The sequence below is a fragment of the Glaciimonas sp. PCH181 genome, assembly GCF_003056055.1.
Lineage (GTDB): Bacteria > Pseudomonadota > Gammaproteobacteria > Burkholderiales > Burkholderiaceae_D > Glaciimonas.
This window is the reverse complement of record NZ_PYFP01000001.1, coordinates 2,718,672-2,742,051: the sequence shown is the minus strand read 5'-3', so window position 1 is coordinate 2,742,051 and position 23,380 is coordinate 2,718,672. Positions and strand designations below refer to the sequence as shown.

General features: G+C 44.5%; 23 protein-coding genes. 22 read left to right on the top strand and 1 reads right to left on the bottom strand.

Features of this window, described 5'->3' with window-relative positions:
- Window positions 1–133 precede the first annotated feature (133 nt).
- The 6 genes from C7W93_RS12535 (at window position 134) to C7W93_RS12510 (ending at window position 4,935) form a co-directional block, all read left to right on the top strand.
- Window positions 134–832, top strand: a complete 699-nt coding sequence (locus tag C7W93_RS12535) for a YqgE/AlgH family protein (protein ID WP_108440309.1) — start codon at window positions 134–136, stop codon at window positions 830–832.
- 39 nt (window positions 833–871) lie between these two features.
- Window positions 872–1,258: a Holliday junction resolvase RuvX gene (gene ruvX / locus C7W93_RS12530; protein ID WP_108440308.1), complete on the top strand. Its 387-nt coding sequence runs from the start codon at window positions 872–874 to the stop codon at window positions 1,256–1,258.
- A gap of 77 nt (window positions 1,259–1,335) precedes the next feature.
- Window positions 1,336–1,857 (top strand): bifunctional pyr operon transcriptional regulator/uracil phosphoribosyltransferase PyrR, encoded by a 522-nt coding sequence (gene pyrR, locus C7W93_RS12525; protein WP_108440307.1) that lies wholly within the window; start codon window positions 1,336–1,338, stop codon window positions 1,855–1,857.
- Window positions 1,850–2,809 (top strand): aspartate carbamoyltransferase catalytic subunit, encoded by a 960-nt coding sequence (locus tag C7W93_RS12520; RefSeq protein WP_108440306.1) that lies wholly within the window; start codon window positions 1,850–1,852, stop codon window positions 2,807–2,809. Before pyrR ends, C7W93_RS12520 begins: the two co-directional genes overlap by 8 nt.
- Window positions 2,810–2,845: 36 nt before the next feature.
- Window positions 2,846–4,147 (top strand): dihydroorotase, encoded by a 1,302-nt coding sequence (locus C7W93_RS12515; RefSeq protein WP_108440305.1) that lies wholly within the window; start codon window positions 2,846–2,848, stop codon window positions 4,145–4,147.
- The gene (locus tag C7W93_RS12510; RefSeq protein WP_108440304.1) at window positions 4,144–4,935 is read left to right on the top strand and encodes a 1-acyl-sn-glycerol-3-phosphate acyltransferase; all 792 of its coding nucleotides are present in this window, start codon (window positions 4,144–4,146) and stop codon (window positions 4,933–4,935) included. Before C7W93_RS12515 ends, C7W93_RS12510 begins: the two co-directional genes overlap by 4 nt.
- 35 nt (window positions 4,936–4,970) lie before the next feature.
- Here the strand turns inward: C7W93_RS12510 and C7W93_RS12505 are convergent, their stop codons facing one another.
- A complete protein-coding gene (locus tag C7W93_RS12505; RefSeq protein WP_108440303.1) occupies window positions 4,971–5,804 on the bottom strand; it encodes a symmetrical bis(5'-nucleosyl)-tetraphosphatase in 834 nt (277 codons plus the stop codon).
- Between the two features lie 518 nt (window positions 5,805–6,322).
- Between C7W93_RS12505 and rfbB the strand changes: the two genes are divergently transcribed.
- The 16 genes from rfbB (at window position 6,323) to waaC (ending at window position 23,365) form a co-directional block, all read left to right on the top strand.
- Window positions 6,323–7,405: a dTDP-glucose 4,6-dehydratase gene (rfbB, locus tag C7W93_RS12500; protein WP_108440302.1), complete on the top strand. Its 1,083-nt coding sequence runs from the start codon at window positions 6,323–6,325 to the stop codon at window positions 7,403–7,405.
- Window positions 7,402–8,289 (top strand): glucose-1-phosphate thymidylyltransferase RfbA, encoded by an 888-nt coding sequence (gene rfbA / locus C7W93_RS12495; protein WP_108440301.1) that lies wholly within the window; start codon window positions 7,402–7,404, stop codon window positions 8,287–8,289. The genes rfbB and rfbA overlap by 4 nt, the downstream gene beginning before the upstream one ends.
- Window positions 8,290–8,291: 2 nt before the next feature.
- Entirely contained in the window at window positions 8,292–8,837 is a 546-nt protein-coding gene (gene rfbC / locus C7W93_RS12490) for a dTDP-4-dehydrorhamnose 3,5-epimerase (protein WP_108440300.1), read from the top strand.
- A complete protein-coding gene (rfbD, locus tag C7W93_RS12485; RefSeq protein WP_108440299.1) occupies window positions 8,834–9,763 on the top strand; it encodes a dTDP-4-dehydrorhamnose reductase in 930 nt (309 codons plus the stop codon). The genes rfbC and rfbD overlap by 4 nt, the downstream gene beginning before the upstream one ends.
- Before the next feature lie 173 nt (window positions 9,764–9,936).
- Entirely contained in the window at window positions 9,937–11,208 is a 1,272-nt protein-coding gene (locus tag C7W93_RS12480) for a flippase (protein ID WP_108440298.1), read from the top strand.
- Between the two features lie 8 nt (window positions 11,209–11,216).
- Entirely contained in the window at window positions 11,217–12,095 is an 879-nt protein-coding gene (locus tag C7W93_RS12475; protein ID WP_108440297.1) for a glycosyltransferase family 2 protein, read from the top strand.
- 33 nt (window positions 12,096–12,128) lie between these two features.
- Window positions 12,129–13,352 (top strand): EpsG family protein, encoded by a 1,224-nt coding sequence (locus C7W93_RS12470; protein ID WP_108440296.1) that lies wholly within the window; start codon window positions 12,129–12,131, stop codon window positions 13,350–13,352.
- A 37-nt stretch (window positions 13,353–13,389) separates the two neighbouring features.
- On the top strand, window positions 13,390–14,616 hold the full coding sequence (locus tag C7W93_RS12465) for a glycosyl transferase (protein ID WP_108440295.1): 1,227 nt from the start codon (window positions 13,390–13,392) through the stop codon (window positions 14,614–14,616).
- Window positions 14,617–14,644: 28 nt separating this feature from the next.
- Entirely contained in the window at window positions 14,645–15,811 is a 1,167-nt protein-coding gene (locus C7W93_RS12460; RefSeq protein ID WP_108440294.1) for an NAD(P)-dependent oxidoreductase, read from the top strand.
- A 3-nt stretch (window positions 15,812–15,814) separates the two neighbouring features.
- Window positions 15,815–16,363 (top strand): serine O-acetyltransferase, encoded by a 549-nt coding sequence (locus C7W93_RS12455; protein WP_225869822.1) that lies wholly within the window; start codon window positions 15,815–15,817, stop codon window positions 16,361–16,363.
- A gap of 11 nt (window positions 16,364–16,374) precedes the next feature.
- On the top strand, window positions 16,375–17,370 hold the full coding sequence (locus C7W93_RS12450) for a capsular biosynthesis protein CpsH (RefSeq protein ID WP_108440292.1): 996 nt from the start codon (window positions 16,375–16,377) through the stop codon (window positions 17,368–17,370).
- 2 nt (window positions 17,371–17,372) lie between these two features.
- Window positions 17,373–17,933 carry a sugar transferase gene (locus tag C7W93_RS12445; RefSeq protein WP_108440291.1) on the top strand — a complete coding sequence of 187 codons (561 nt, stop codon included), beginning with the start codon at window positions 17,373–17,375 and terminating at the stop codon, window positions 17,931–17,933.
- Between the two features lie 11 nt (window positions 17,934–17,944).
- On the top strand, window positions 17,945–19,864 hold the full coding sequence (locus tag C7W93_RS12440; protein ID WP_108440290.1) for a nucleoside-diphosphate sugar epimerase/dehydratase: 1,920 nt from the start codon (window positions 17,945–17,947) through the stop codon (window positions 19,862–19,864).
- A 347-nt stretch (window positions 19,865–20,211) separates the two neighbouring features.
- Window positions 20,212–20,532 carry an H-NS family nucleoid-associated regulatory protein gene (locus C7W93_RS12435; RefSeq protein WP_108440289.1) on the top strand — a complete coding sequence of 107 codons (321 nt, stop codon included), beginning with the start codon at window positions 20,212–20,214 and terminating at the stop codon, window positions 20,530–20,532.
- Between the two features lie 404 nt (window positions 20,533–20,936).
- Window positions 20,937–22,343 (top strand): phosphomannomutase/phosphoglucomutase, encoded by a 1,407-nt coding sequence (locus C7W93_RS12430; RefSeq protein ID WP_108440288.1) that lies wholly within the window; start codon window positions 20,937–20,939, stop codon window positions 22,341–22,343.
- A gap of 35 nt (window positions 22,344–22,378) precedes the next feature.
- The gene (gene waaC, locus C7W93_RS12425) at window positions 22,379–23,365 is read left to right on the top strand and encodes a lipopolysaccharide heptosyltransferase I (RefSeq protein WP_108440287.1); all 987 of its coding nucleotides are present in this window, start codon (window positions 22,379–22,381) and stop codon (window positions 23,363–23,365) included.
- Window positions 23,366–23,380: the final 15 nt, after the last annotated feature.

Sequence of the window (23,380 nt, the reverse complement as noted above, 5' to 3'; positions counted from 1 at the left end):
GGTGTAGGATAAAGCCGAAAAAACTGAAATGCAGTAGATTGCAGTCTGGCAAGTTGGATTGATCCCAAATCCAGTACTTTACGCTAGGACGGGCGCTATTCAAAGCAGGATAGCGGCATTTAAAACTGATAAAATGTCGGTCATGGCTAAGCAACACAAAAATCCCGCAGTATCCGCGCCGCTTGACACCTTGACGGCGACTTCTACCTTGTCCGATCCCTCTCTGCTGGATCTGACGAATCATTTTCTGATCGCCATGCCGACTATGCAAGACCCGGTGTTTGGCGGAACTGTCGTCTATTTGTGCGAACATAACGTGAATGGCGCGCTGGGCGTTGTCATTAATAAGCCAACCGATATGACGATGGACGTGCTATTTGAACGCATTGATCTGACGCTGGAAATTGCTCCGCAGCATACGCATGCCGCCGCTTACTCCGACAGCCACGCTAAATTTGGCGACAGCATGTCGGCACGACCGGTGATGTTTGGCGGTCCGGTGCAGGTGGAGCGCGGATTTGTGCTGCATTCGCCGCTCAAAATCTACTCATCGACGCTTAAAGTCACGGATCACATTGCAATGACTACTTCAAAAGATGTGTTGGAAGAGGTTGCTCATGGCACCGGTCCGACGCAATTGATGGTCAGTTTGGGCTGTTCCGGCTGGGATGCCGGTCAGCTCGAGGATGAAATTGCCCGCAATGGCTGGCTGACCGTGGTCGCTGATCCGTCTATCATTTTCGATTTGCCGGTGGAAGAGCGCTTTGTTGCGGCGCTTAAATTGCTCGGCATTGATCCCTACATGCTGACAGGAGAATCCGGTCGTGCATGAGTTGATGGCAGGCGCTGAACCTGCAGCGGTGACGCGTTAATGGAGACTATTCTCGGCTTTGATTTCGGCCTCAAACGCGTGGGCGTTGCCGTCGGTAATACTTTGCTGAAGCAAGCGCAACCTTTGACCATCATCAGCGCCATCAGCAACGATGCCAAATTTATCGAAATCGCCACTTTGCTCAAAGAGTGGCAACCTACACGTTGTATCGTCGGCTTACCCTTACATCCAGATGGCGCACCGCATGAAATGAGCGTGCGTTGTCGTCGTTTTGCCAACCAATTGCATGGGCGCTATGGCGTCGCCGTGGTGCTCGTTGATGAGCGTTATTCGTCGGCAGTCATCCAACATCAACGCGGTGAGTTAATTGACGACCGTGCTGCGGCGATCATTTTGCAGCAATATTTCGATGATTTAGGGGGCTGAGCTGCGCCAACTTTACGGCAGGCTCATGCGGACTTTATGATTAACCAGATTGCATACTGACAAAAAGATGAATTTTCATGACAACATCTCACGCAACATATGATGCCGAAGCGCTTTATCAGGTCCTGGAAAAGCAAGTCATTGCCGGTTTAGCCAATGCTGAAAATGTCGCCGTAGTCGGCATTTATTCCGGTGGCGCCTGGCTAGCCGAGCGCTTGATGGCAGCCCTGAAACTCACTGATAACGATCGTTTAGGCTTTATCGACGTTTCGTTTTATCGTGATGACTTTGCGGAAAAAGGCCTGCGCGCTGACGTCAAACCAGCCCAAATTACATTCGATGTGAATGGCGCCACCATTTTGTTGGTGGACGACGTGCTGTATACCGGACGCACCACACGCGCTGCGATTAATGAATTATTCGACTACGGTCGACCGGCAAAAATCATGCTGGCAGCATTAATCGACCGAGGTGGACGTGAGCTGCCGATACGCGCTGATTTTGTCGCCGATACCGTGTCGCTGGTCGCCGGCGAATCGCTAGAACTTCAACGCGCCGACAATGGCGAACTCTCTCTGACGGTACATCGTAATGCTTAATCCTCAACTCAATAAAAACGGCGAACTCCAACATCTGTTGACCATCGAAGGGTTACCGACTTCGGTGGTGACGCACATTTTGGACACGGCGTCTTCTTTCGTCGGTATCAGTGACCGCGAAGTCAAAAAAGTACCGTTGATGCGCGGAAAAAGCGTCTTCAACCTGTTTTTTGAGAACTCCACCCGTACGCGGACGACGTTTGAGATCGCATCAAAGCGGCTCTCAGCCGATGTCATCAATCTGAACATCTCTGCCTCCAGCGCCAGCAAAGGCGAATCGTTGCTGGATACGATCGACAACCTTGCCGCCATGCATGCGGATATGTTTGTGGTGCGCCATTCTCAGTCAGGTGCCCCGTATCTGATTGCCAAGCATCTGATCGATACCAAACAGTCGCACGTGCACGTGGTGAATGCGGGTGATGGTCGTCATGCACATCCGACGCAGGGTCTGCTCGACATGTACACGATTCGTCACTACAAAAAAGATTTCACCAATCTGACGGTGGCGATTGTCGGCGATATTCTGCATAGTCGCGTTGCTCGCTCAGATATTCATGGGCTGACGACATTGGGCGTGCCGGAAGTGCGGGCAATTGGTCCACGCACGCTGTTGCCGAGTGGATTGGAGCAAATGGGTGTGCGGGTATTTACCGACATGAACGAAGGTCTGAAGGGCGTTGATGTGATCATTATGTTGCGTCTGCAGAATGAACGTATGACCGGTGCATTGCTGCCGTCAGCGCAGGAATTTTTCAAGAGTTACGGTTTGACGCCAGAGCGACTGGCGCTGGCAAAACCTGACGCAATCGTCATGCATCCGGGGCCAATGAATCGCGGCGTCGAAATTGATTCCGCCGTTGCAGACGGTGCGCAAGCGGTGATTCTGCCGCAAGTCACGTTTGGGATCGCGGTGCGGATGGCGGTGATGAGTATTCTGGCTGGGAATTGAGTTTTCTGAAAATACCTGAACAAGAAAAAATAACACATGAAACTGCATATTAAAAACGGCCATTTGATCGATCCTGCAAATGGTATCGACGCCAGCCAAGATATCTATATTGCTAACGGCAAGATTGTGGGTATCGGTCAGCCTCCTGCCGATTTCAGCCCGAATAAAACGATCGATGCGAGTGGCCTGATCGTTGCTCCTGGTCTGGTTGATTTAAGTGCGCGTTTGCGTGAGCCCGGCTATGAATACAAAGCCACGCTGGAATCCGAAATGCAAGCGGCAATGCAGGGCGGCGTGACAAGTCTGGTGTGTCCGCCAGACACCGATCCGGTGCTAGACGAACCCGGTCTGGTCGAAATGTTGAAGCATCGCGCAAAATCGTTGAATCAGGCGCATGTCTATCCACTCGGCGCGTTGACGGTGGGGCTGAAAGGGCGTGAGCTGACGGAAATGGCTGAGTTAACCGACGCTGGTTGCATCGGTTTTGCGCAAGCGGATGCGCCGATTCTCGATACCACGGTGCTATTGCGTGCGTTGCAATATGCGCAGACGTTTAATTTCACCGTCTGGCTGCGTCCACAAGATCCATATCTTGGTCACGACGGTATTGCGAATAGTGGTGCCGTCGCCTCGCGCTTGGGTTTATCTGGTGTGCCGGTCATGTCAGAAACCATCCGTTTGTACACGATTTTTGAGTTGGTGCGGGCCACCGGTGCACGCGTACATTTATGCCGGATTTCATCTGGTGCGGGCGTTGCGTTGGTACGTCAGGCTAAAAAGGAAGGTCTGCCGATTACTTGCGACGTCGGCGCGCATCACGTCCATATGACTGAGATCGATATTGGTTTCTTTGATTCAAATGCCAGAATGACGCCGCCGTTCCGTTCGCAACGCGACCGTGATGCGATTCGCCAAGGATTGCTTGATGGCACGATAGATGCGATTTGCTCGGATCATACACCGGTCGATGATGATGAAAAATTGCTGCCGTTCGGTGAGGCTACGCCTGGCGCAACTGGTCTTGAGTTGCTATTATCGTTAGCTCTCAAATGGGCGGAAGAAAACGTTGCCGCTTCAGAACAACCACTCAGCCGCGCATTAGCTAAAATCACTACCGATGCCGCACGCGTTGCAGGGTTGCCTGCAGGTCAATTGGGGGTCGGTAGCATAGCTGATATCTGCCTTTTTGATCCAGCAGTACGCTGGACGGTGGAAGCCAAAACTCTGGCTAGTCAGGGCAAGCACACGCCGTTTTTGGGTTACGAGCTGACAGGACAGGTAAAGGCGACCATTGTTGCCGGTCACATTGCTTACGAACGGGCGGCTGAACAGGCATGATCGCCTATCGTTTGTTACGAATAATCGCGCACTTGTTCGCCGGACTGGCGACGTGCGCTTTTGTGTTTCCGTTTACCGATGCTGCCGGCCGTCATGAGCGGATTCGCGACTGGTCGATGAAGGTATTAGCCATTTGTCGGGTAACTGTCGAGATTCAAAATCCCCATCATCTTGATGCACCATCCAGGGCATTGATTATTGCTAATCACGTGTCGTGGCTGGATATTTTTGTGATTAATTCGATCGAGCCTTGCCGTTTTGTCGCTAAGTCAGATATCCGCGACTGGCCGTTGATTGGGTGGCTGTGCGCGCAGGCCGATACGATTTTTATCGCTCGGGGTAAACAGCGCGATGTCCGTCGCATTTTTCAGGGCTTGGTCAGCAGCATTCATGCGGGCGAGCGCGTCGCCTTCTTTCCCGAGGGCACGACTGCGGCTCAAGGCGCAATATTGCCTTTTCATGCAAATTTGTTCGAGGCGGCGGTGGATGCTCAGGTGCCAATCCAGCCATATGCATTGCGCTACGTCGACGCAGCAGGAAACTTGCATTCGGCGGCCGATTTTATCGGTGATATGACCTTTGCGCAGAGCATGATTGCCATCATGAAAGCACCGCCGATGAAGGCGGAGTTGATTCAATTGGCATCAATTGCGACCCTGGAAATGCATAGACGCAATCTGGCAATAATCGCGCATGCGGCGATAGCGGAGGCATTGGGGCAGGGGCAATCGGAGGAGCAGGCTGATATCGTACAGTCATTGCTAGATAAATCGATCCATTCGGCCTAGTCAGAACTCAGGCAAGCAACAATCTAACCGCAGCGTTATCCCGGCTTTTGTGCTTGCGGACAGCTCACTTGCAACAATGCGCGATCTCGCAGTCGCACGGCTGTCAATTTTCCACCCCAGACGCAACCTGTATCCAAACCAATCAAATTTGGTCGCAATGTCAGTCCCAACGTCGACCAATGACCAAATACGACGGTAACATCGGCAGTTTTTCTACTCGGAGCGTCGAACCAAGGCAAATAACCGGGCAGAGAAGCGCCGGTACTTTCTTTTGCAGCAAACTCCATCGTCCCATCCTCGGTACAAAAGCGTAGCCGGGTCAATGCATTGACGATGCAGCGTAAGCGAGCATTACCTTGAAGTGCATCATCCCAGCGTGTCGGCTCATTGCCATACATTTCACGCAAAAAGCCGACCCAATTAGGGCCTTGCAAAATAGCCTCGACTTCGCGCGCCAAGCTTAAAGTTTGATTTGCGGACCATTGCGGCAAAACTCCCGCGTGCAATAGCAAATGATCGTTCTCAAATAATGCCAGCGGCCGATGTCGTAACCACTCCAGCAATTCCTCACGATCTGGCGCATCAAGCACTTGCGCCAGTGTGTCTTGACGGTGCAATTTGCGAATTCCATGCGCGGCCGCAAATAAATGCAGGTCGTGATTGCCTAATACCGACTGCGCACGGTCACCCAATGAACGGATCAGCCTTAATGTCGCCAGTGAATCCGGCCCCCTATTCACCAAATCACCAACAAAAATCAATCTGGCATTTGGCGTAGCATCGTCAATGCGCGCTAATAACCCGACCAAGCTTTGATAGCAGCCTTGCAGGTCACCGATCGCGTATACGTCGGAATGAGGAGTGGTCATGTATTTTTGCTGGATGCGTAGATTCGAATACGCTATTGTAGAGGGCATGCGTACTTGTATGTATTACTACCTCGGCAATAGCCCGATTTTCTATTATCGATTTGAATGTCTGCATAATTGCAATTAAGCTTAACCTGAGCGGCAGTCTGCGATGTAATTACTCGCACTAAATATTCGCAACGCAATCAGAACTGAAAGTGCTGCGGTTAGCGCAGTAAAACCGGTTATTCTTAATAGCGAAACGTGTTCCGATACCTGCATACGTATCGTCTATAAAAATAGACACTCTCATTTGCGGTTCGACCATCGCAACAATTGACCGATACTTTGCAACAAAATGTTACATTAACTGCCCTTTCTACAGTAGGGGGATTGTCTAATGTTTTTTTGATAATTTAATCATAGCGATAATAGTAGATAATTCGGGGCTAATCCCAAATTTCGGTACGTTTGCATTTTGATCTCTTCTTTTTGAGTCAATATCTAGCCATTTTGTTAAACGCATTCAGGGCAATTCTATGATTCTAATTACTGGCGGAGCCGGATTTATCGGTTCCAATTTTGTACTTGACTGGCTCGCAAAAAATGATGAGCCGGTAATTAACCTCGATAAATTGACTTACGCTGGCAATATTAATAACCTTGCCAGCGTGATTAACGACCCTCGCCATATTTTTGTGCAGGGCGATATCGGTGATACCGCGCATGTCGCTGCATTGCTGGCACAACACAAGCCGCGGGCTGTCGTCCACTTCGCTGCAGAAAGCCACGTTGATCGTTCGATCCATGGTCCTGCCGCGTTTATCGAAACAAATGTCAATGGCACTTTTGGTTTGCTCGAAGCAGTCCGTGCGCACTGGGGCACATTGCCTTCAGATGACAAAGCCGCCTTCCGTTTTCTGCATGTCTCGACCGATGAGGTATACGGCACGCTTGGCCCGGATGACGCGCCATTCACAGAAACGACTCAATATGCACCAAATAGCCCCTATTCTGCATCCAAAGCTGCATCGGATCACCTCGTGCGGTCTTACCATCACACTTACGGTTTGCCGACGCTGACGAGCAATTGTTCCAACAATTACGGCCCTTATCATTTTCCCGAAAAACTCATTCCATTGATTATCACCAACGCCCGCGCGGGCAAACCATTGCCCATTTATGGTGATGGCCAACAAGTGCGCGACTGGTTGTATGTCAGCGATCATTGCGCTGCAATTCGCCGTGTGCTGGAAGCTGGAACGCCGGGCGAGGTTTATAACATCGGTGGCTGGAATGAAAAAGCTAATCTGGATGTGGTTCACGTGTTGTGTGACATTCTCGATCAACTTGATCCTAAGAGCGCCGGCAGCTATCGTGATCAAATCACGTATGTTACCGACCGTCCCGGGCATGACCGTCGCTACGCCATTGATGCACGCAAAATACAACGCGAATTAGGCTGGAAGCCAGCGGAAACCTTTGAAACAGGTATTCGCAAGACGGTACAGTGGTATTTGGATCATCAGGAGTGGGTCAGCAATGTTCAATCAGGCGACTATTTGAAATGGGTGGAGCAGAACTACAGCGAGCGTAACGCTGGTGAGGAGGTCCCGGTATGACGACAGCGCGCAAAGGTATTATTCTCGCAGGTGGTTCCGGCACGCGTTTATATCCGGTGACGATGGCAGTGTCCAAACAGTTGCTGCCGGTATACGACAAACCGATGATTTATTACCCGCTTACGACATTAATGTTGGCAGGTATCCGTGAAATCCTGATTATATCGACACCCCAGGACACACCGCGCTTCAGAGAGTTACTCGGCGATGGGAGCCAATGGGGTCTCGTGTTAACCTATGCAGTCCAGCCCACCCCAGACGGATTGGCCCAGGCATTTGTCATCGGGCGTGAGTTTGTCGGAGATTCGCCTTCCGCTCTTATTCTTGGCGATAACATTTATTACGGCCACGACTTCGAGAAACAGCTAAGCGAGGCTTCGGCGCGCACGAGCGGATCCACCGTGTTTGCTTATCATGTCCATGACCCCGAACGTTATGGCGTAGTCGAATTCGATAGTGAGCGTCAGGCGATCAGCATTGAAGAAAAGCCGTTAAAACCAAAATCAAATTATGCTGTGACGGGTCTTTATTTCTACGACCAACAGGTGTGCGAGATTGCCGCACATATTAAACCGTCGGCTAGAGGCGAACTTGAGATCACCGATGTCAATCGTGTCTATCTTGAAAGTCAGCAACTTAATGTTGAATTAATGGGCCGGGGAATGGCTTGGCTCGATACCGGTACGCACGAATCATTACTGGAGGCGGGCCAATTCATTGCCACCATAGAAAATCGTCAGGGGCTCAAAGTAGCCTGCCCTGAAGAAATCGCCTATCGCAAGGGTTATATCACGGCAGAACAACTCGAAATATTGGCGCAGCCGTTGAAGAAAAATGGCTATGGGCAGTATTTACTGCGCTTACTGACAGATAAGGTGTTTTAAAGATGCAATTACATACAACAGACATTCCTGATGTTTTGATTATTGAACCTCAATCATTCGGAGATGATCGGGGTTTCTTTTACGAAAGCTTTAATGAACGCCGCTTTAAAGAGTTAACCGGTGTTACGACCAATTTTGTTCAAGATAATCATTCCAAATCGGCCAAAAATGTTTTACGGGGTTTGCACTATCAGATTCAACAACCGCAGGGAAAGTTAGTCCGCGTAGTCGCAGGTGAGGTGTTTGATGTTGCTGTGGATATACGAAAAAACTCATCTACTTTTGGGCATTGGGTGGGCGTGATTTTATCTGCCGACAATAAGCGACAATTATGGGTGCCGCCAGGCTTTGCCCATGGTTTTGTGGTGACGAGTGATTCCGCAGAATTTTTATATAAAACAACGGATTATTGGGCGCCGGAATTTGAACGCTCGATTCTCTGGAATGATCCAGCGATTGGCATACAGTGGCCGATAGATGGTGCGCCATTATTGTCAGGGAAAGATCAAGCCGGAAAATTACTTATTGATGCTGAGGTTTTTATATGAAGATTTTACTTACCGGTAAAACTGGTCAGGTCGGCTATGAGCTTGAACGCAGTCTGCAAGGTCTGGGTGAAATCATTGCTGTAGATCGCAGTCAAATGGACTTATCGAATTTGGATCAGGTGCGCGATGTTATTCGTGCGGTGAAACCCAATTTGATTGTTAATCCAGCCGCATATACTGCAGTAGATAAGGCCGAGAGCGAGCCGGAACTGGCTATGCGGATTAATGGCGAAGCGCCGGGTGTGATGGCAGAGGAAGCCAAGAAGCTGGGGGCTACGATGATTCACTACAGTACCGATTATGTCTTTGACGGTATCAAGCGCGATTCGCACGGAGAATATCAAAGCTACACAGAAAGTGATCTGCCGAATCCGATTAACATTTATGGGAAAACGAAATTGGCTGGCGAACAAGCCATCAAGAACAGCGGTTGCACGCATTTAATTTTACGCACTAGTTGGGTTTATTCCGCACACGGTAAGAATTTTCTGTTAACTATGCTGCGGTTAGGAAATGAGCGTACTGAATTAAAGGTTGTGGATGATCAATGGGGCTCGCCTACCTGGGCTGGGTGGATAGCCGATACGACGGCACAATTAATTCAGGGACCTTCGGATGCGCCCCTAGACGCGGATGAAGTGAATTCTCGGTTGCTGGAAATCGGCGGTATATATAATTTTGTCAACTCCGGATATACCACTTGGTGCAGATTTGCCCGTCAAATTTTTGCGGATGCTGCTTTGGAGGGACGGTTTTTAAGAACGTCCGAGCCTAAAGTATTACCTATATCGACCTTGGAGTATCCGGTTCCTGCCGCGAGGCCAAGTAATTCACGACTTAGCACAACCAAATTGCAGGCCTTACTTAGTTCCCCGATTCCTAATTGGAATCAGAGCCTCAAGGTTTGCATTGGTCAAATTTCATAATGCAGTTCGATGAAATTTAAATATTATTTTTATAATTAATAAATTATATGATTATTGATAAATTTATATCTTTTATTAGATTAATTTTTCTGCACTCATTGATAGTTTCGATATTTTTTAATTCATGTCGAAATCAATAAAACTCAAGTATTAAAGTAAGGGTACACCTATTAATGTCTTTAAAGCGTAACACTGTCTGGAATTTGGCCGGAACTGGATTACCATTTTTGCTTGGTGCAGTAACTATTCCTTATTTAGTTAAACATATTGGTGTCGAAGCCTTTGGAATTCTTACACTTGTTTGGGCATTAATTGGTTACTTTAGCCTTTTTGATTTTGGATTAGGCCGAGCATTGACGCAGCAAGTAGCATCATGTTTGACATCTAATGATCAAAGTCGAGTGCCGCATTTAGTTAAGTCTGGATTAATTTTTACAGCTGTTGCCGGAATCTTTGGTGGTTTTATTTTGGCAATCTTATCAGGCGAACTTGGTCATAATTGGTTGAAAGTTAGCTTATCGCTGCAAGAGGATACAGCACGGTGTTTACTAATCGCAGCTTTAGGTATTCCTCTTACTACGGTTACGACTGGTTTGCGTGGAGTATTGGAGGCTTATGAAGATTTTAAGGGGGTTAATCTTTTACGGATAGGCTTAGGAGCTGCAAACTTTGGCCTCCCTGCCTTAAGTGTCATGTTCTTCGGGCCATCATTGACATTGATTGTGATTACTTTAATAGTTACGCGCCTTATAGTACTTGGTGCCCATGTGCTAATGATGAATCGCAAAGTGCCGAAGGGATGGATTAAAAGTAAATCTAGTACAAAAGATGTCAAAGGACTGCTTTCGTTTGGAATATGGATGACCGTTTCAAATATTATCAGCCCTTTGATGGTAACCGCAGACCGTTTCGTAATATCTGCAATTTTAGGAGCGAGTGCAGTCGCTTATTATACTGTCCCTTTTGAAGTGTTGATTCGCGTTTTAGTTGTTCCTGCGGCATTAACTAGCGCCTTATTTCCAAGACTGGCATCAAAAATCAGAGACGATATCGCCGAGGCAAATATTTTATATCGAAATTCTATAAAAATAGTCGCAGCGGTACTGTTACCAACTTGCTTAATAATTGCTATTGGCTCCTACTGGGGAATATCGCTTTGGCTTGGAAAGGATTTTGCAGAAAAATCTTGGATAATTGTAAGTGTAATGAGTCTGGGACTTCTATTAAATGGAATAGCGTTTGTACCATTTGCAGCTGTTCAGGCCGCTGGTGATGCAAAAATTACTGCTCGTTTACATATATTTGAGTTATTGATCTACGTACCGTTATTATTTTTATTTTTACATTTATTTGGACTAATTGGTGCCGCTATTGTTTGGGTAATTAGAGTTGGACTGGATTTGGTATTATTGTTGATTTTTGCGAAAAAATCATTAACAAGGTAATTCTTTATATGACACATATTTGTGCAATTATTGTAACTTATGAACCAGATATAAATATTCTGAATAAGCTACTATCTACAATAAGTCATCAAGTTAATCTGTTGGTAATCGTCAATAATGGCGGTAAGCTACCACATGTAAATGAAATTATTTGTACTGAGATAATCTGCAATCAAACTAATCTAGGTCTGGCAGTAGCGCAAAATCAGGGAATCGAGTGGGCAAAGAATAATAAGGCAAGCCACATATTAATCCTTGATCAGGATAGTGAGCCTGAGCCTAATATGGTTTGTAAACTTTATGAAGCAGAAAAGAAATTATTAAATTTAGGCAAAAATGTTGCTGCTGTCGGCCCTGTTTGTATCGATAGAGCATCATTAACTATTAATCCATTTTATAAATTAAACCAATTTCGATTTAAGAAATTATATGCTCCTGATTTTGATCAGTATACCGAAGCTACATTTCTGATTTCATCCGGTCAGCTATTGCGAATGGATATACTTATGATTATCGGGAATATGAAAGATGAATTGTTTATTGATTATATAGACATAGAATGGGGCCTGCGAGCCTTGAGTCTTGGTTATAAGTCTTATGGCGTTTTTGATGCAAAGATGTTTCATAGTGTTGGGGATGGAGCCTTAGAAGCCAGAGGAAAACGCTACCCCATGCATTCGCCAACAAGAGCATACTATATGGCACGTAATGCTATTTTGTTATATAAATCTTTAAAATATCCAATCAACTGGGTATTGGCTGATAGCCTTGTCACAATTCGACGAATTATTTTAATAGTATTATTTTGTAAGCCACGCATAAAATATATTAGTAGTGTTTTATCTGGAATTACACATGGAATTATTGGAAAAAGCGGAGGAAGATAGATTTACTAATAAATTTAATAATTATGAGAATATATGAATTTGGCGATAGTTTATTACGGAATTACTGCTGTACTTCTGATTTTTTGTGAATTTTTATATTTATTCAAAAAAACGCAAGTTGTATTAGTTTTTATCATTTTATTTTTTATACTCGGAGGTAGTCATTTTAATGGTGCCGATTGGATAAATTATACTAATGTATTTGATAAATTAAACGAATTGCCATGGATCGACGTTTTTCAAAATCCGCCATTTGAAATTTTGTATTCGCTTGCGTTAAAATTTTTTTCAGTGAATTATTTTAACTATCAGTCATTTGTGGTTGTTATAGCTTTCTTTAATTTGTTCTTTTTAATGTTTATTGCCAATAGAGTTAAGGTGAGTAATATTCCCTTTCTCTTCTTGATAATATTTTTTATCGAAGGCTGGAGTTTATTTCAAGAGCAAATTAGGCAGTCTATTGCAGTGATCTTGTGTTTGTATGCTGCATATGAATTTTTTTTAAATAACAAAAAACGAAGTTATTTATTGATATTTATAGCAATTGGATTTCATAATAGTGCAATATTTGGAGTTTTATATCTTTATGTTGCAAAAAGGATTATTGATAATAATAGGAAGCCATTAAAAAATAATGAATTATTAAAGGTATTTTATTTCGTCGTTTTTTGCTTTATTTCAATAATTGTGATTTCAAAAGTTAATTTTTTACAATATTATATTCCGTTAATATTACAAGAAAAGATTAATTATTATATAAATGATGAAATTTCATCTTCCTCGTTATTGAATGTTGGCTTGCTTATTTATCCAATCGGGTTTGTTATATTGTTGGCAAGGCGAAAATATGTAATTGTTAAAGATAATTATTGGTTATCGTTTGCATGGTCAATGGGGATGATTTGGTGCATGGTCGGTCCAATTTTAAGATTGATTGCCATTTTTACCAGATTTGAACATTATTTTCTTCTTTTGCTTCCATTCGCATTGGTTTCGTATGGGAGTGTTAGTGGTACTCGTGATTTTTTAAAGATTGAGTTAAATAAATTAATTACTCTGTTGTTTGGACTAACTTTCTTGATAAGACTAATTATGCAACCAGCTCAAAGTGTTTGGGTTGAAGACTATCAAAATAGTTTCATGTCATATATCTTTAATACAGATACGGAAAGTTCGGAATTTCGTAAAGATAAAGTGTGCAATGTGTTATTGGATAATGGCAACGATTTTTGTGGCATGGAACAAAATGGAAAATAAGATAATTAATATTTATATAAGCTTAGGTGTTAAATAGATGAAAAATCAAGCGGCAGTCACAATTTGCTCTATTAATTACATCGCTAAAGCCCTTGTTTTATTCGATTCATATAGAAAGCACAATCCCGACGATAGTTTTTACCTCGTACTCGTGGATCGAAAAGTAAGTGATCTTAAGGTTAATCGTTTTGGGCTTAATATTATTTGGGTTGAAGATTTACTTATTGCCAATTTTGAACAGCATGCATTTGCTTTTGATGTAATTGAATTTAATACGAATGTAAAACCGACAGCACTCAAATTTGCGTTAACAAAACATGATGCTGTGTTATATCTGGATCCAGATATGAAAGTGTATGCTCCTTTAACTTCGGTATTTCAAGCATTGGAAACTGCTTCATTAGTAGTAACGCCTCACAGTAATACTCCTATTCTTGATGGTAATAAACCTGATGATTTGGATTTTTTGAAATTTGGAGCTTTTAATCTTGGTTTTGTGGGAGTATCGCGTTGCAAAGAAGGATCGGCATTTCTTGATTGGTGGTCGGAGCGGTGTTTGCGCTATGGTTTTTATGAGCCCCAACTTGGATTGGGAGTTGATCAAAAATGGATGAATCTAGCCCCAAATTTCTTCCCGAATATGCAAGTGCTTCACGATGAAGGCTTGAACGTTGCATTCTGGAATCTACATGAACGTTATTTAAGTAAAAAAAATGAGTTATTTTGGATTAATGAAGAGATACCTCTCGTGTTTATCCATTTCAGCTCGTTTAATCCTAATATGCCGGATGCAATTGCTGAAAAGCAAACTCGCTTTCCTCCTGGTAGTCGACCGGATTTTGGGGTGTTAGCACATGATTATGCGAGAGAGTTAATAGAAAATTCTTCTGATACATATTCTCAGCGAGAATATAGCTTTGATTATTTCGAAGATGGCACATACATTACACCTGCACTTCGACGTTTTTACGCAGGACTTAGATCAGATATATTTAAAAATGAACCGAACCCATTTTCTGCTGACGGTCCTGTTAAGCATTTTGCTCGTAACAATGGCCTCTTAATAAAAGGTAATAAGCGTTCCAAGCGCCTTATATTCCGTGACACCGGTTCTTATAGCCTTTCTATAAAAATATTATTGAAATTTATGCGCATTGCGTTATTCATTTTAGGTCCTGAACGTTATTTCAATTTGATGCGTTATTTGGCGCATGTATCGTCTTTGAGAAACCAAGTGGGTATGTTTAACAAAGTTGAAAAATAATAAAATCTGTGGCGTAATTGGAAACTATATGAGTAATCAAAAAACACAAAATCAATCAAGCGTTCTTATCACTGGGGGTGCTGGTTTTATTGGGCAGAGTATCGCGAAAGTATTGCTAGCACAGGGTGCTAATGTACGCATTCTTGATAATTTTAGTCCCCAAATTCATTCGTTGAATTGTTTACCTATTTCACTTGCAAAAGTTGATCTAATTAAAGCAGATGTGCGCGACCGTGATGCAATGCGGCAGGCCTTATCTGGGATCGACACTATTGTTCACCTCGCGGCCGAGACAGGAACAGGACAATCGATGTATGAAATAGATCGCTATTTCAGCGTTAATGTGCAGGGTACGGCGACTTTACTTGATCTGATCCAGAATGATGCTTGCGGAGAAAAACTACAGTCATTGGTTGTAGCCTCTAGCCGTGCCATTTATGGTGAGGGTGCCTATTACTGTGATGCCCATGATATTGTTTATCCTGAACAACGTGCGCGCGCGCGATTATCTGCGGGAGAATTTGATCCCGTTTGTCCTATTTGTAATAATGCGCTGGTTCTGCGGGCTACGACGGAAGAAGCTCCTTTCAAACCAATGTCTATGTACGGCTTAACTAAGCAGATGCAAGAGCAAGCGGTCTTAATGTTGGCGCGGACCCGAGGCATTAATGGCTTCGGATTACGCTACCAGAACGTGTATGGTCCCGGTCAATCATTAAAAAATCCTTATACAGGCATCCTCGCGGTGTTTTCAAATTTAGCGAGGCAAGATCAAGCCATCGAAATATATGAAGACGGATTGGAATCTCGAGACTTTGTATATATTGATGATGTTGTTGAGGCCACGCTTCGATGCATTAACTATAAGGGCAATTTTGTTGGCGCTTTAAATATTGGCTCGGGAGAAGCGACTAGTGTTTTAGCCGTTGCGGAACAAATTAAGTCTTTTTTTGCCAGCAATAGCGAGATTAGCGTTTCGGGTGCTTTTCGGGTAGGCGATATACGCCACAATATAGCTAATATAGAGATAATGCAGAAAATTCTTGGATTTACACCTATAGTTTCTTTTAAAGATGGATTAAAGAATTTTTTAGAGTGGGCTGCAAAGCAACCGGTCGAGGATAAGGCAGCTTATACTCAATCTGTAAATGAACTATTAAGCCAGGGCTTAATGGGGTCAAGTAAAAAAGTATAAGTTATGAAAATAGTCGAACTCATTGCTTTAATAAAAATGGATATTATTCGGCTTTCCAGTTCTGCGTTAGATCAGGAAGGTCTGCGACATCCACAATGGTCAAAATTTTTTAGTCCTAGATTTACGCCAGTTTTATTAGTCCGTCTTGCCCGATATTTTTATCTTCATCGATGGTTGCGAATATTTAGTCCAGTATTGACATGGCTTAATGTCGTGATATTCGGTATTGAAGTGACCACACGCTGCCACATTGGTGGTGGATTAATGCTGCCCCATACTGTAGGAACAGTAATTGGATCTACTAAAATTGGTAACAATGTCACTATTTTTCAGGGTGTCACTCTTGGCGCTAAGTATGCTGACTTAACGTTTGATGTATCGCAAAGGCCAACGGTCGGCGATGATGTGATGATTGGCGCTGGCGCTAAAGTGCTAGGCGGAATTCATCTTGGTGATAGTTCTACAGTCGCGGCGAATTCGCTTGTCCTTGACTCCCTTCCCGACGGCAGTTTGGCCATCGGAGTACCCGCAAAAATAAAGCTCAAAATTTAATTAATTTGCAAATGTCTAAAAAGAGAATTCTCTTCATCGGCCCAAAGTTTTTTGGTTATCAAGACGTTATCAAGTTGGAATTGGAGCGTCTTGGCTATATTGTTGATTGGTTCGATGAAAGACCTTCCAGTACGCCATTAATTAAAGCGCTAATTCGTTTTTTTCCGAAATTAGTGGCTCCCATTAGCGATGCATATTTTGATAAGATTCTTTTGCAAACAAAGAATCATAAATATGACATTGTTTTTGTTATAAAAGGAGAAGCGATTTCTGTCGAAAGGCTTCGTAGATTTAAGGAAGTAAATATAAATGCTAATTTCGTTTATTACACTTGGGATTCGTTAAAGAATTTCAAAAATGGAATAGAAAAACTAGGCTTTTTCGATAAAGTTTATAGTTTTGATAGATCTGATGCAGAATCTATTGAGTCTGTTCGGCATTTGCCTTTATTTTTTATTCCCGCTTATGAGCAACTTGCTGATAAGGGAACATCAAATTTTGATATTGATTTGCTTTTCTTGGGTTCAATTCACTCTGATAGATATCCTGTTATGATGAGAATTACTCATGCTGCGAGAAGTGCGATTCCCTTAATTAAAATACATACGCATTTTTTCTACCAAAGTCGTTGGGTTTTTTTTGTAAAGAAAATAATAGATGTTAATTTTCGTAAAATACCATGGAGTGATATTGAATGGTTATCGTTGAACGAAAAACGCACGTTAACATTGATTTCTCGTAGTAAAGTTATTGTTGACATCCATCATCCCGGTCAAACTGGATTGACGATGAGAACTATAGAATGCGTTGGTGCAAAAAAGAAATTGATTACAACTAATGCCGAAGTTGCTAATTATGATTTTTATAATCAAAAAAATATTCTAATAATTGATAGAAAAAATCCTATTATTTATCAAGAATTTTTTAAAGAAGATTATGTGGCGTTAGGTAGTTTGATATACAAAAAATATAGCTTAAATGCTTGGTTATGTGAGGTTTTAAGTTGAGTATGAAACGATTATTTGATTTAATTGTTGGATTAATTGCTGTCGTTTTTCTATTGTTTCCTTTAGTTCTTGTTGGAATACTGGTTCGATTAACATCACCGGGTCCCGTTATTTATTGGTCAGATCGAGTGGGCAAAAGAAATAAACTATTTAAAATGCCAAAATTCCGAACAATGTTGATAGGTACACCAGCGGTCGCCACGCATTTGTTAGCTAATCCGGAACAATATCTTACTCCGATGGGGTCGTTCTTGCGCAAATCAAGTCTGGATGAACTGCCGCAGCTATGGAGTATTTTGATTGGAGACATGAGTTTTGTGGGGCCTCGCCCTGCATTGTTCAACCAAGAGGACTTAATTGAACTTCGTAAGCAGTACAGTGTAGATAAACTGACTCCCGGTTTAACGGGATGGGCGCAAATTAATGGACGAGATGAGTTGCCGATTTCTGATAAAGTGAAGTTAGATGTTGACTATTTAAATAATAAATCACTATTTTTAGATATTAAAATAATATTTCTGACCTTTTTGAAAGTCATTCGAAGAGATGGAATTGCACATTGATTGAGTTTAGTATGAATTCATTCCTTAACTTGTCACGAGTGTATAAGCAGCTTATCGCTGCTACGCTAGATTTTATATTTTTACCGCTCACTTTTTTTTGGGCTATATCGCTTCGCTATGACGGCGTAAGCAATTTTTTACTTCACCAATACGCTATATTAATATTAGCGGTACCATTGGTATCGATTCCAATTTTTATAAAGTTGGGTTTATATCGAGCCGTAATACGATTTATTGATCATAAAATTGTATATGTTGTAGTGTTGGGCGTTAGTCTCTCGGTAATAACATTGGCAGCGTTGGGTACTTTTACGCAGACATCAGGTTACTCTCGCGCCGTGTTTGGTATTTATTGGGTCAGCTCGATTTTATATGTTGCAGCAAGTCGTTTTTTAGCACGAAGCTTTTTATTACGAGTAAGTGGAGTAGAAGGTGCTGTACGTGTGGCGATCTATGGTGCTGGGCAGGCTGGCTCTCAATTGGCGAGCGCGCTCCGTGCCAGTCATGAATATACCCCGGTGGTTTTCATTGATGACAAGGTGGAGTTACATCGAGCAACGATTGCGGGTATTAAGGTATTTGGCCCGGATGAAATTACTTCTATTATCGCGCGTTACGATATCAAGGAAATATTGTTGGCAATGCCGTCCCAAACAAAAGTCCAACAAAAACACATCCTGGATCGTCTAGAACCATTAAAAGTCAAAATCAAAGTAACGCCACCTATCAAAAGTTTGATTAACGGCGAATTGCGTTTGCAAGACGTTCGTGAAATTGAAATTGAAGATTTACTTGGTCGGGATCAGGTTGATCCTCATCCGACCTTGATTTCTGCCTGTATCGTCGATAAATCTGTAATGGTGACGGGAGCTGGCGGGTCTATTGGTTCGGAACTCTGTCGCCAGATTATTCGGCAGCGGCCATCACGTTTAATTTTGCTCGAAATGTCAGAGTATGGGTTGTACACCATTGAGCAGGAATTGAGCGAGTTAAAACAAAGCTTGGGCTTAAATATTGAGTTGATGCCTTTTCTTGGCTCAGTTTTGCAAACAGAGAAATGCATTCGGATAATGCGCACCTTTTCTGTTGAGACCGTATATCACGCCGCTGCCTACAAGCACGTTCCGTTGGTCGAGCACAATCCTATTGAGGGGATTCAAAATAATGTATTTGGTACGCTCAGCGTTGCCAAAGCCGCAATGGCCGCGGGGGTTAAGTCATTCGTATTAATTTCTACCGATAAAGCTGTACGGCCAACGAATGTAATGGGTTCTACTAAGCGATTGGCTGAGTTAATATTGCAGGCATTTTCTCGTTTACAGGCAAAGTCTTCATCGCGGACGCGGTTTTGCATGGTGCGCTTTGGAAATGTATTGGGATCGTCGGGATCGGTAGTGCCGTTGTTTCGCAAGCAGATTATGGCTGGTGGTCCCATTACGCTAACGCATCCAGAAATTACGCGTTATTTCATGACGATTCCTGAGGCCGCGCAATTGGTATTACAGGCAGGGGCGATGGGTGAGGGGGGCGATGTTTTTGTTCTGGATATGGGCGACCCGGTAAAGATTGTTGATCTGGCTAAACGCATGGTTCATTTGAGCGGGCTTGAGGTGTTATCCGACGGCACGCCTGACGGTACTATTGAAATTAATCATGTTGGTCTGCGCCCCGGTGAAAAGTTATATGAAGAGTTGTTGATTGGAGAGAATGTTGAAGGGACTGAGCATCCTTTGATCATGCGTGCGCAAGAACTCGAAATTCCTTGGGTGGTGTTACAGGATTTATTGGTCAAGCTGGAAATCGCTTGCGATAAGTTTGATTACGAGGAAGTACGTTCAATGTTGCTGCGGATAGTGGCAGAATATGCGCCGCAGTGTGGAATTGAGGATTTTATTTGGCGTGCCCAAGCCGCGAGTGATCGCGCTGCTTAGGTTGATGAAAAGAATGAGTAAATTACTCGCCTTCTTTCTAATTAATATCTCCATAAATTGGATATTGGCGTAAGTGTTCTTATTCATTGTGTATTAGAGCTTGAATTGTGGATTATTTAATACAAATTGTTTATTGGTGAGCAATTGTGTGGGTGAATATCAACATTTGTAGTTGATCTGTTTAGTGTGCTGAGCGTGTTATCGCGATACGCTGTATGCTCCGTCCGGTCTTGGTGCGCTTTCTTAGTGGTGTACGAGAGTGCGCTAAGTTGATGTCGTGGTATGTAAAGATGGGTTGTTGGCTGCAAGGGCAGTTTTCAATGGAATTTCACTTTAGTGGAGGAAGTATGGATTTATCAGGCCTATCAGTCGCCGAATTACGCGCGCTGCAGGAGCAGGTTAAGCAATCTTTGAAGGATCGTGAACACCAAGAAATGACGAAAGCACGCGAGCAAATTCTTGCAATCGCACAAAGCGCCGGTATTTCGCTTAAAGATTTACTAGGTAGTTCAACACGTATCAAGAGCAATGTCACCAAAGCCAAAGTTGCGGTGCGTTATCGCAATCCTACTGATGCTTCATTACAGTGGACCGGTCGTGGTCGTCAGCCTAAATGGATACGTGAGTGGGTTGAGGCAGGCAAATCGTTAGATGCTTTGCACGTATAAAATACTGCATTGATCACGTTATTATTCTGTCATTACTTTGAATACATAACGAGGCAGCGTCAGGCGCTAGCTTTGTGTTTGTTAGAAACGACCATTCTCCTCAGATTGGTTTGCGGATTTTCATCTCCGGTCCGGAGTGAGTTATCCGCAAGGGTGCCGATCGTTATCTATTAGTTTTTATCTGAATTGAACAAATTTTTGTCAGGATGCGTAATACTCCTGGCAGCGATCTAGTGCGTTTATTGTGCATGGACATTAAGTGAATTACCTACCCAAGCAAGATGTGCTGCGATAGCGCCATTTTGTGATCGCTTACTCCGGTTATGCCGAACTAAGATGATCAATGGACGATTCGCCTTACGCAAACCTCTCCCCATTTCTTTTTAACCCTTCGTATCAACTCTATGTTGCCACTTCAAAACTCAATCTTCAAAGCCTACGATATTCGCGGCGTTATTGGTAAAACCCTCGACGCTACTATTGCGCGCCAAATTGGGCAGGCTTTTGGTATGGCTGCTCGCGCCAGAGGCGAAAAGACGGTTGTCATCGGTCGGGACGGTCGCTTGTCCGGGGCGGAAATGACCGCTGCGTTAGCCGCAGGATTGCAAGATGTGGGCGTGGATGTGATTGATGTGGGTATTGTTGTTACGCCGATGGTGTATTTCGCGACCCATATTCTGGGGACCCAATCGGGTGTGATGGTGACGGGTAGTCATAATCCGCCCGACTATAATGGTTTCAAAATGGTGCTGGTGGGCGAGGCGATTTATGGCGACACTATTCAAGCGTTGTATCAGGCAATCGTCACTGGCGCGGTAAAAGATGCTGTAGCTGCGCAAATCACAGCTGCTGGCGGTAGTGGTAGTTACAGCACGCACGATATCAAAGATGCTTATTTACAGCGTATTCTGAGCGATGTCACTTTGGCGAAACCGCTTAAGATCGTGGTCGATTGTGGTAATGGCGTCGCTGGTGCGTTTGCCGGTGAGCTTTATCGTGCTTTGGGCTGCGAAGTGCAGGAATTGTTTTGCGAGGTCGACGGCACTTTTCCGAATCACCATCCCGATCCCGCACATCCTGAAAATTTGCAAGATGTCATCCATGCTCTGCAAACCACCGATGCTGAGCTGGGGCTGGCCTTTGATGGCGATGGCGATCGCCTCGGTGTCGTCACCAAAGACGGTCAGATTATTTATCCGGATCGTCAATTAATGCTGTTTGCCGCCGACGTGTTAACACGTCATCCCGGGCGGGAAATTTTGTATGACGTGAAATGCACGCGGCATTTAGCGCCATGGATTATCAAACATGGCGGCAAGCCGTTGATGTGGAAAACTGGGCACTCCTTGGTGAAAGCCAAGATGCGTGAAACTGCCGCGCCACTGGGCGGCGAAATGAGCGGCCACGTATTTTTCAAAGATCGTTGGTATGGTTTTGATGACGGTTTATACGCAGGTGTCCGGCTGCTGGAATTATTGAGCCGCGAAGACGACCCATCGGCGGTGCTGAATGCGTTACCGCAGTCCACTAGCACACCAGAGTTGCAACTAACTTTGGCTGAGGGTGAGAATTTTTCCCTGATTGCGACGTTGCAGCAGCAGGCGCAATTTCCCGGTGCAGACGACATTATCAAGATTGACGGCCTGCGTGTTGAATATCCAGACGGCTTTGGCTTGGTGCGCGCATCGAATACAACGCCGGTGGCGGTGATGCGTTTTGAGGCTGAGTCAGAAGCGGCGCTGGCGCGCATTCAGGCAGAATTCAAACGCGTGATTTTGGCGGTTAAGCCAGATGCAAATCTACCTTTTTAATCCTTCTTTAAACTGAACTTCGCGCGAGTATCCGCTTGAATATTCTCATTGTCCGCGTTTCATCCCTTGGGGATGTGGTGCATAACATGCCGATGGTGTCCGATATTCGACGTCATTATCCCGACGCTAATATCGATTGGGTGGTGGAGGAGGGCTACGTCAGTCTGGTCGGACTTAATCCAGAAATACGTCGCATTATTCCTATCGCGTTGCGTCGTTGGCGCAAAAGTTTGTTTTCGGTTGTTACCCGGCGTGAAATATCAGCTTTTCGCAGGCAGCTTAAAGAGGATGCCTACGATATTGTTTTTGATACGCAGGGATTATTGAAAACTAGCATTGTCATGCGGATGGCGCGTCTTACGCCTGACGGCAAACGGGTTGGCTTGGCAAATGCGACTGACGGTTCGGGCTATGAGCCGATATCGCGCATTTTTCATACGCTGAGTATTCCGGTCGGTTTGCGTACGCATGCGGTTTTACGGGCGCGTCAGGTTGCAGCACACGCTTTGAACTACAGCGCAGACGGTCGGGCAAATTTCAATATGCAAATGCCAACATTGGCAGCCGAGAATTGGCCTTCTTGGTTACCGCGCCAACCTTATGCGGTTTTTTTTCATGGCACCGCCCGGGCAGACAAGCAATGGGCATTTGCCAATTGGGTTGATATTGCGCGACGGTTGGCTTTAGTTGGTATTCCTGTATTGTTGCCGTGGGGCAGCGAAGTCGAAAAACAGACGGCGGAAAAGTTGGCGGCGCAAATGTCGAATGTGCAGATATTACCTAAATTACCGTTGATGGAGGCCGTTTTACTGGCGCAGCGGGCGTCGCTGGTGGTTGGCGTCGATACCGGACTGACCCATGTGGCGGCGGCTTTTAATCGCCCGACCATTGAGTTGTATTGCGATTCTCCACGTTGGAAAACGGAGGGGAATTGGTCGGAGAATATTATCAATTTAGGCGATGAAGGAACCGCGCCGACGGTCGAACAGGTATTGGATGCGGTAGATGTGCTGCTGAATTGAGCGGGGAATGGGGTT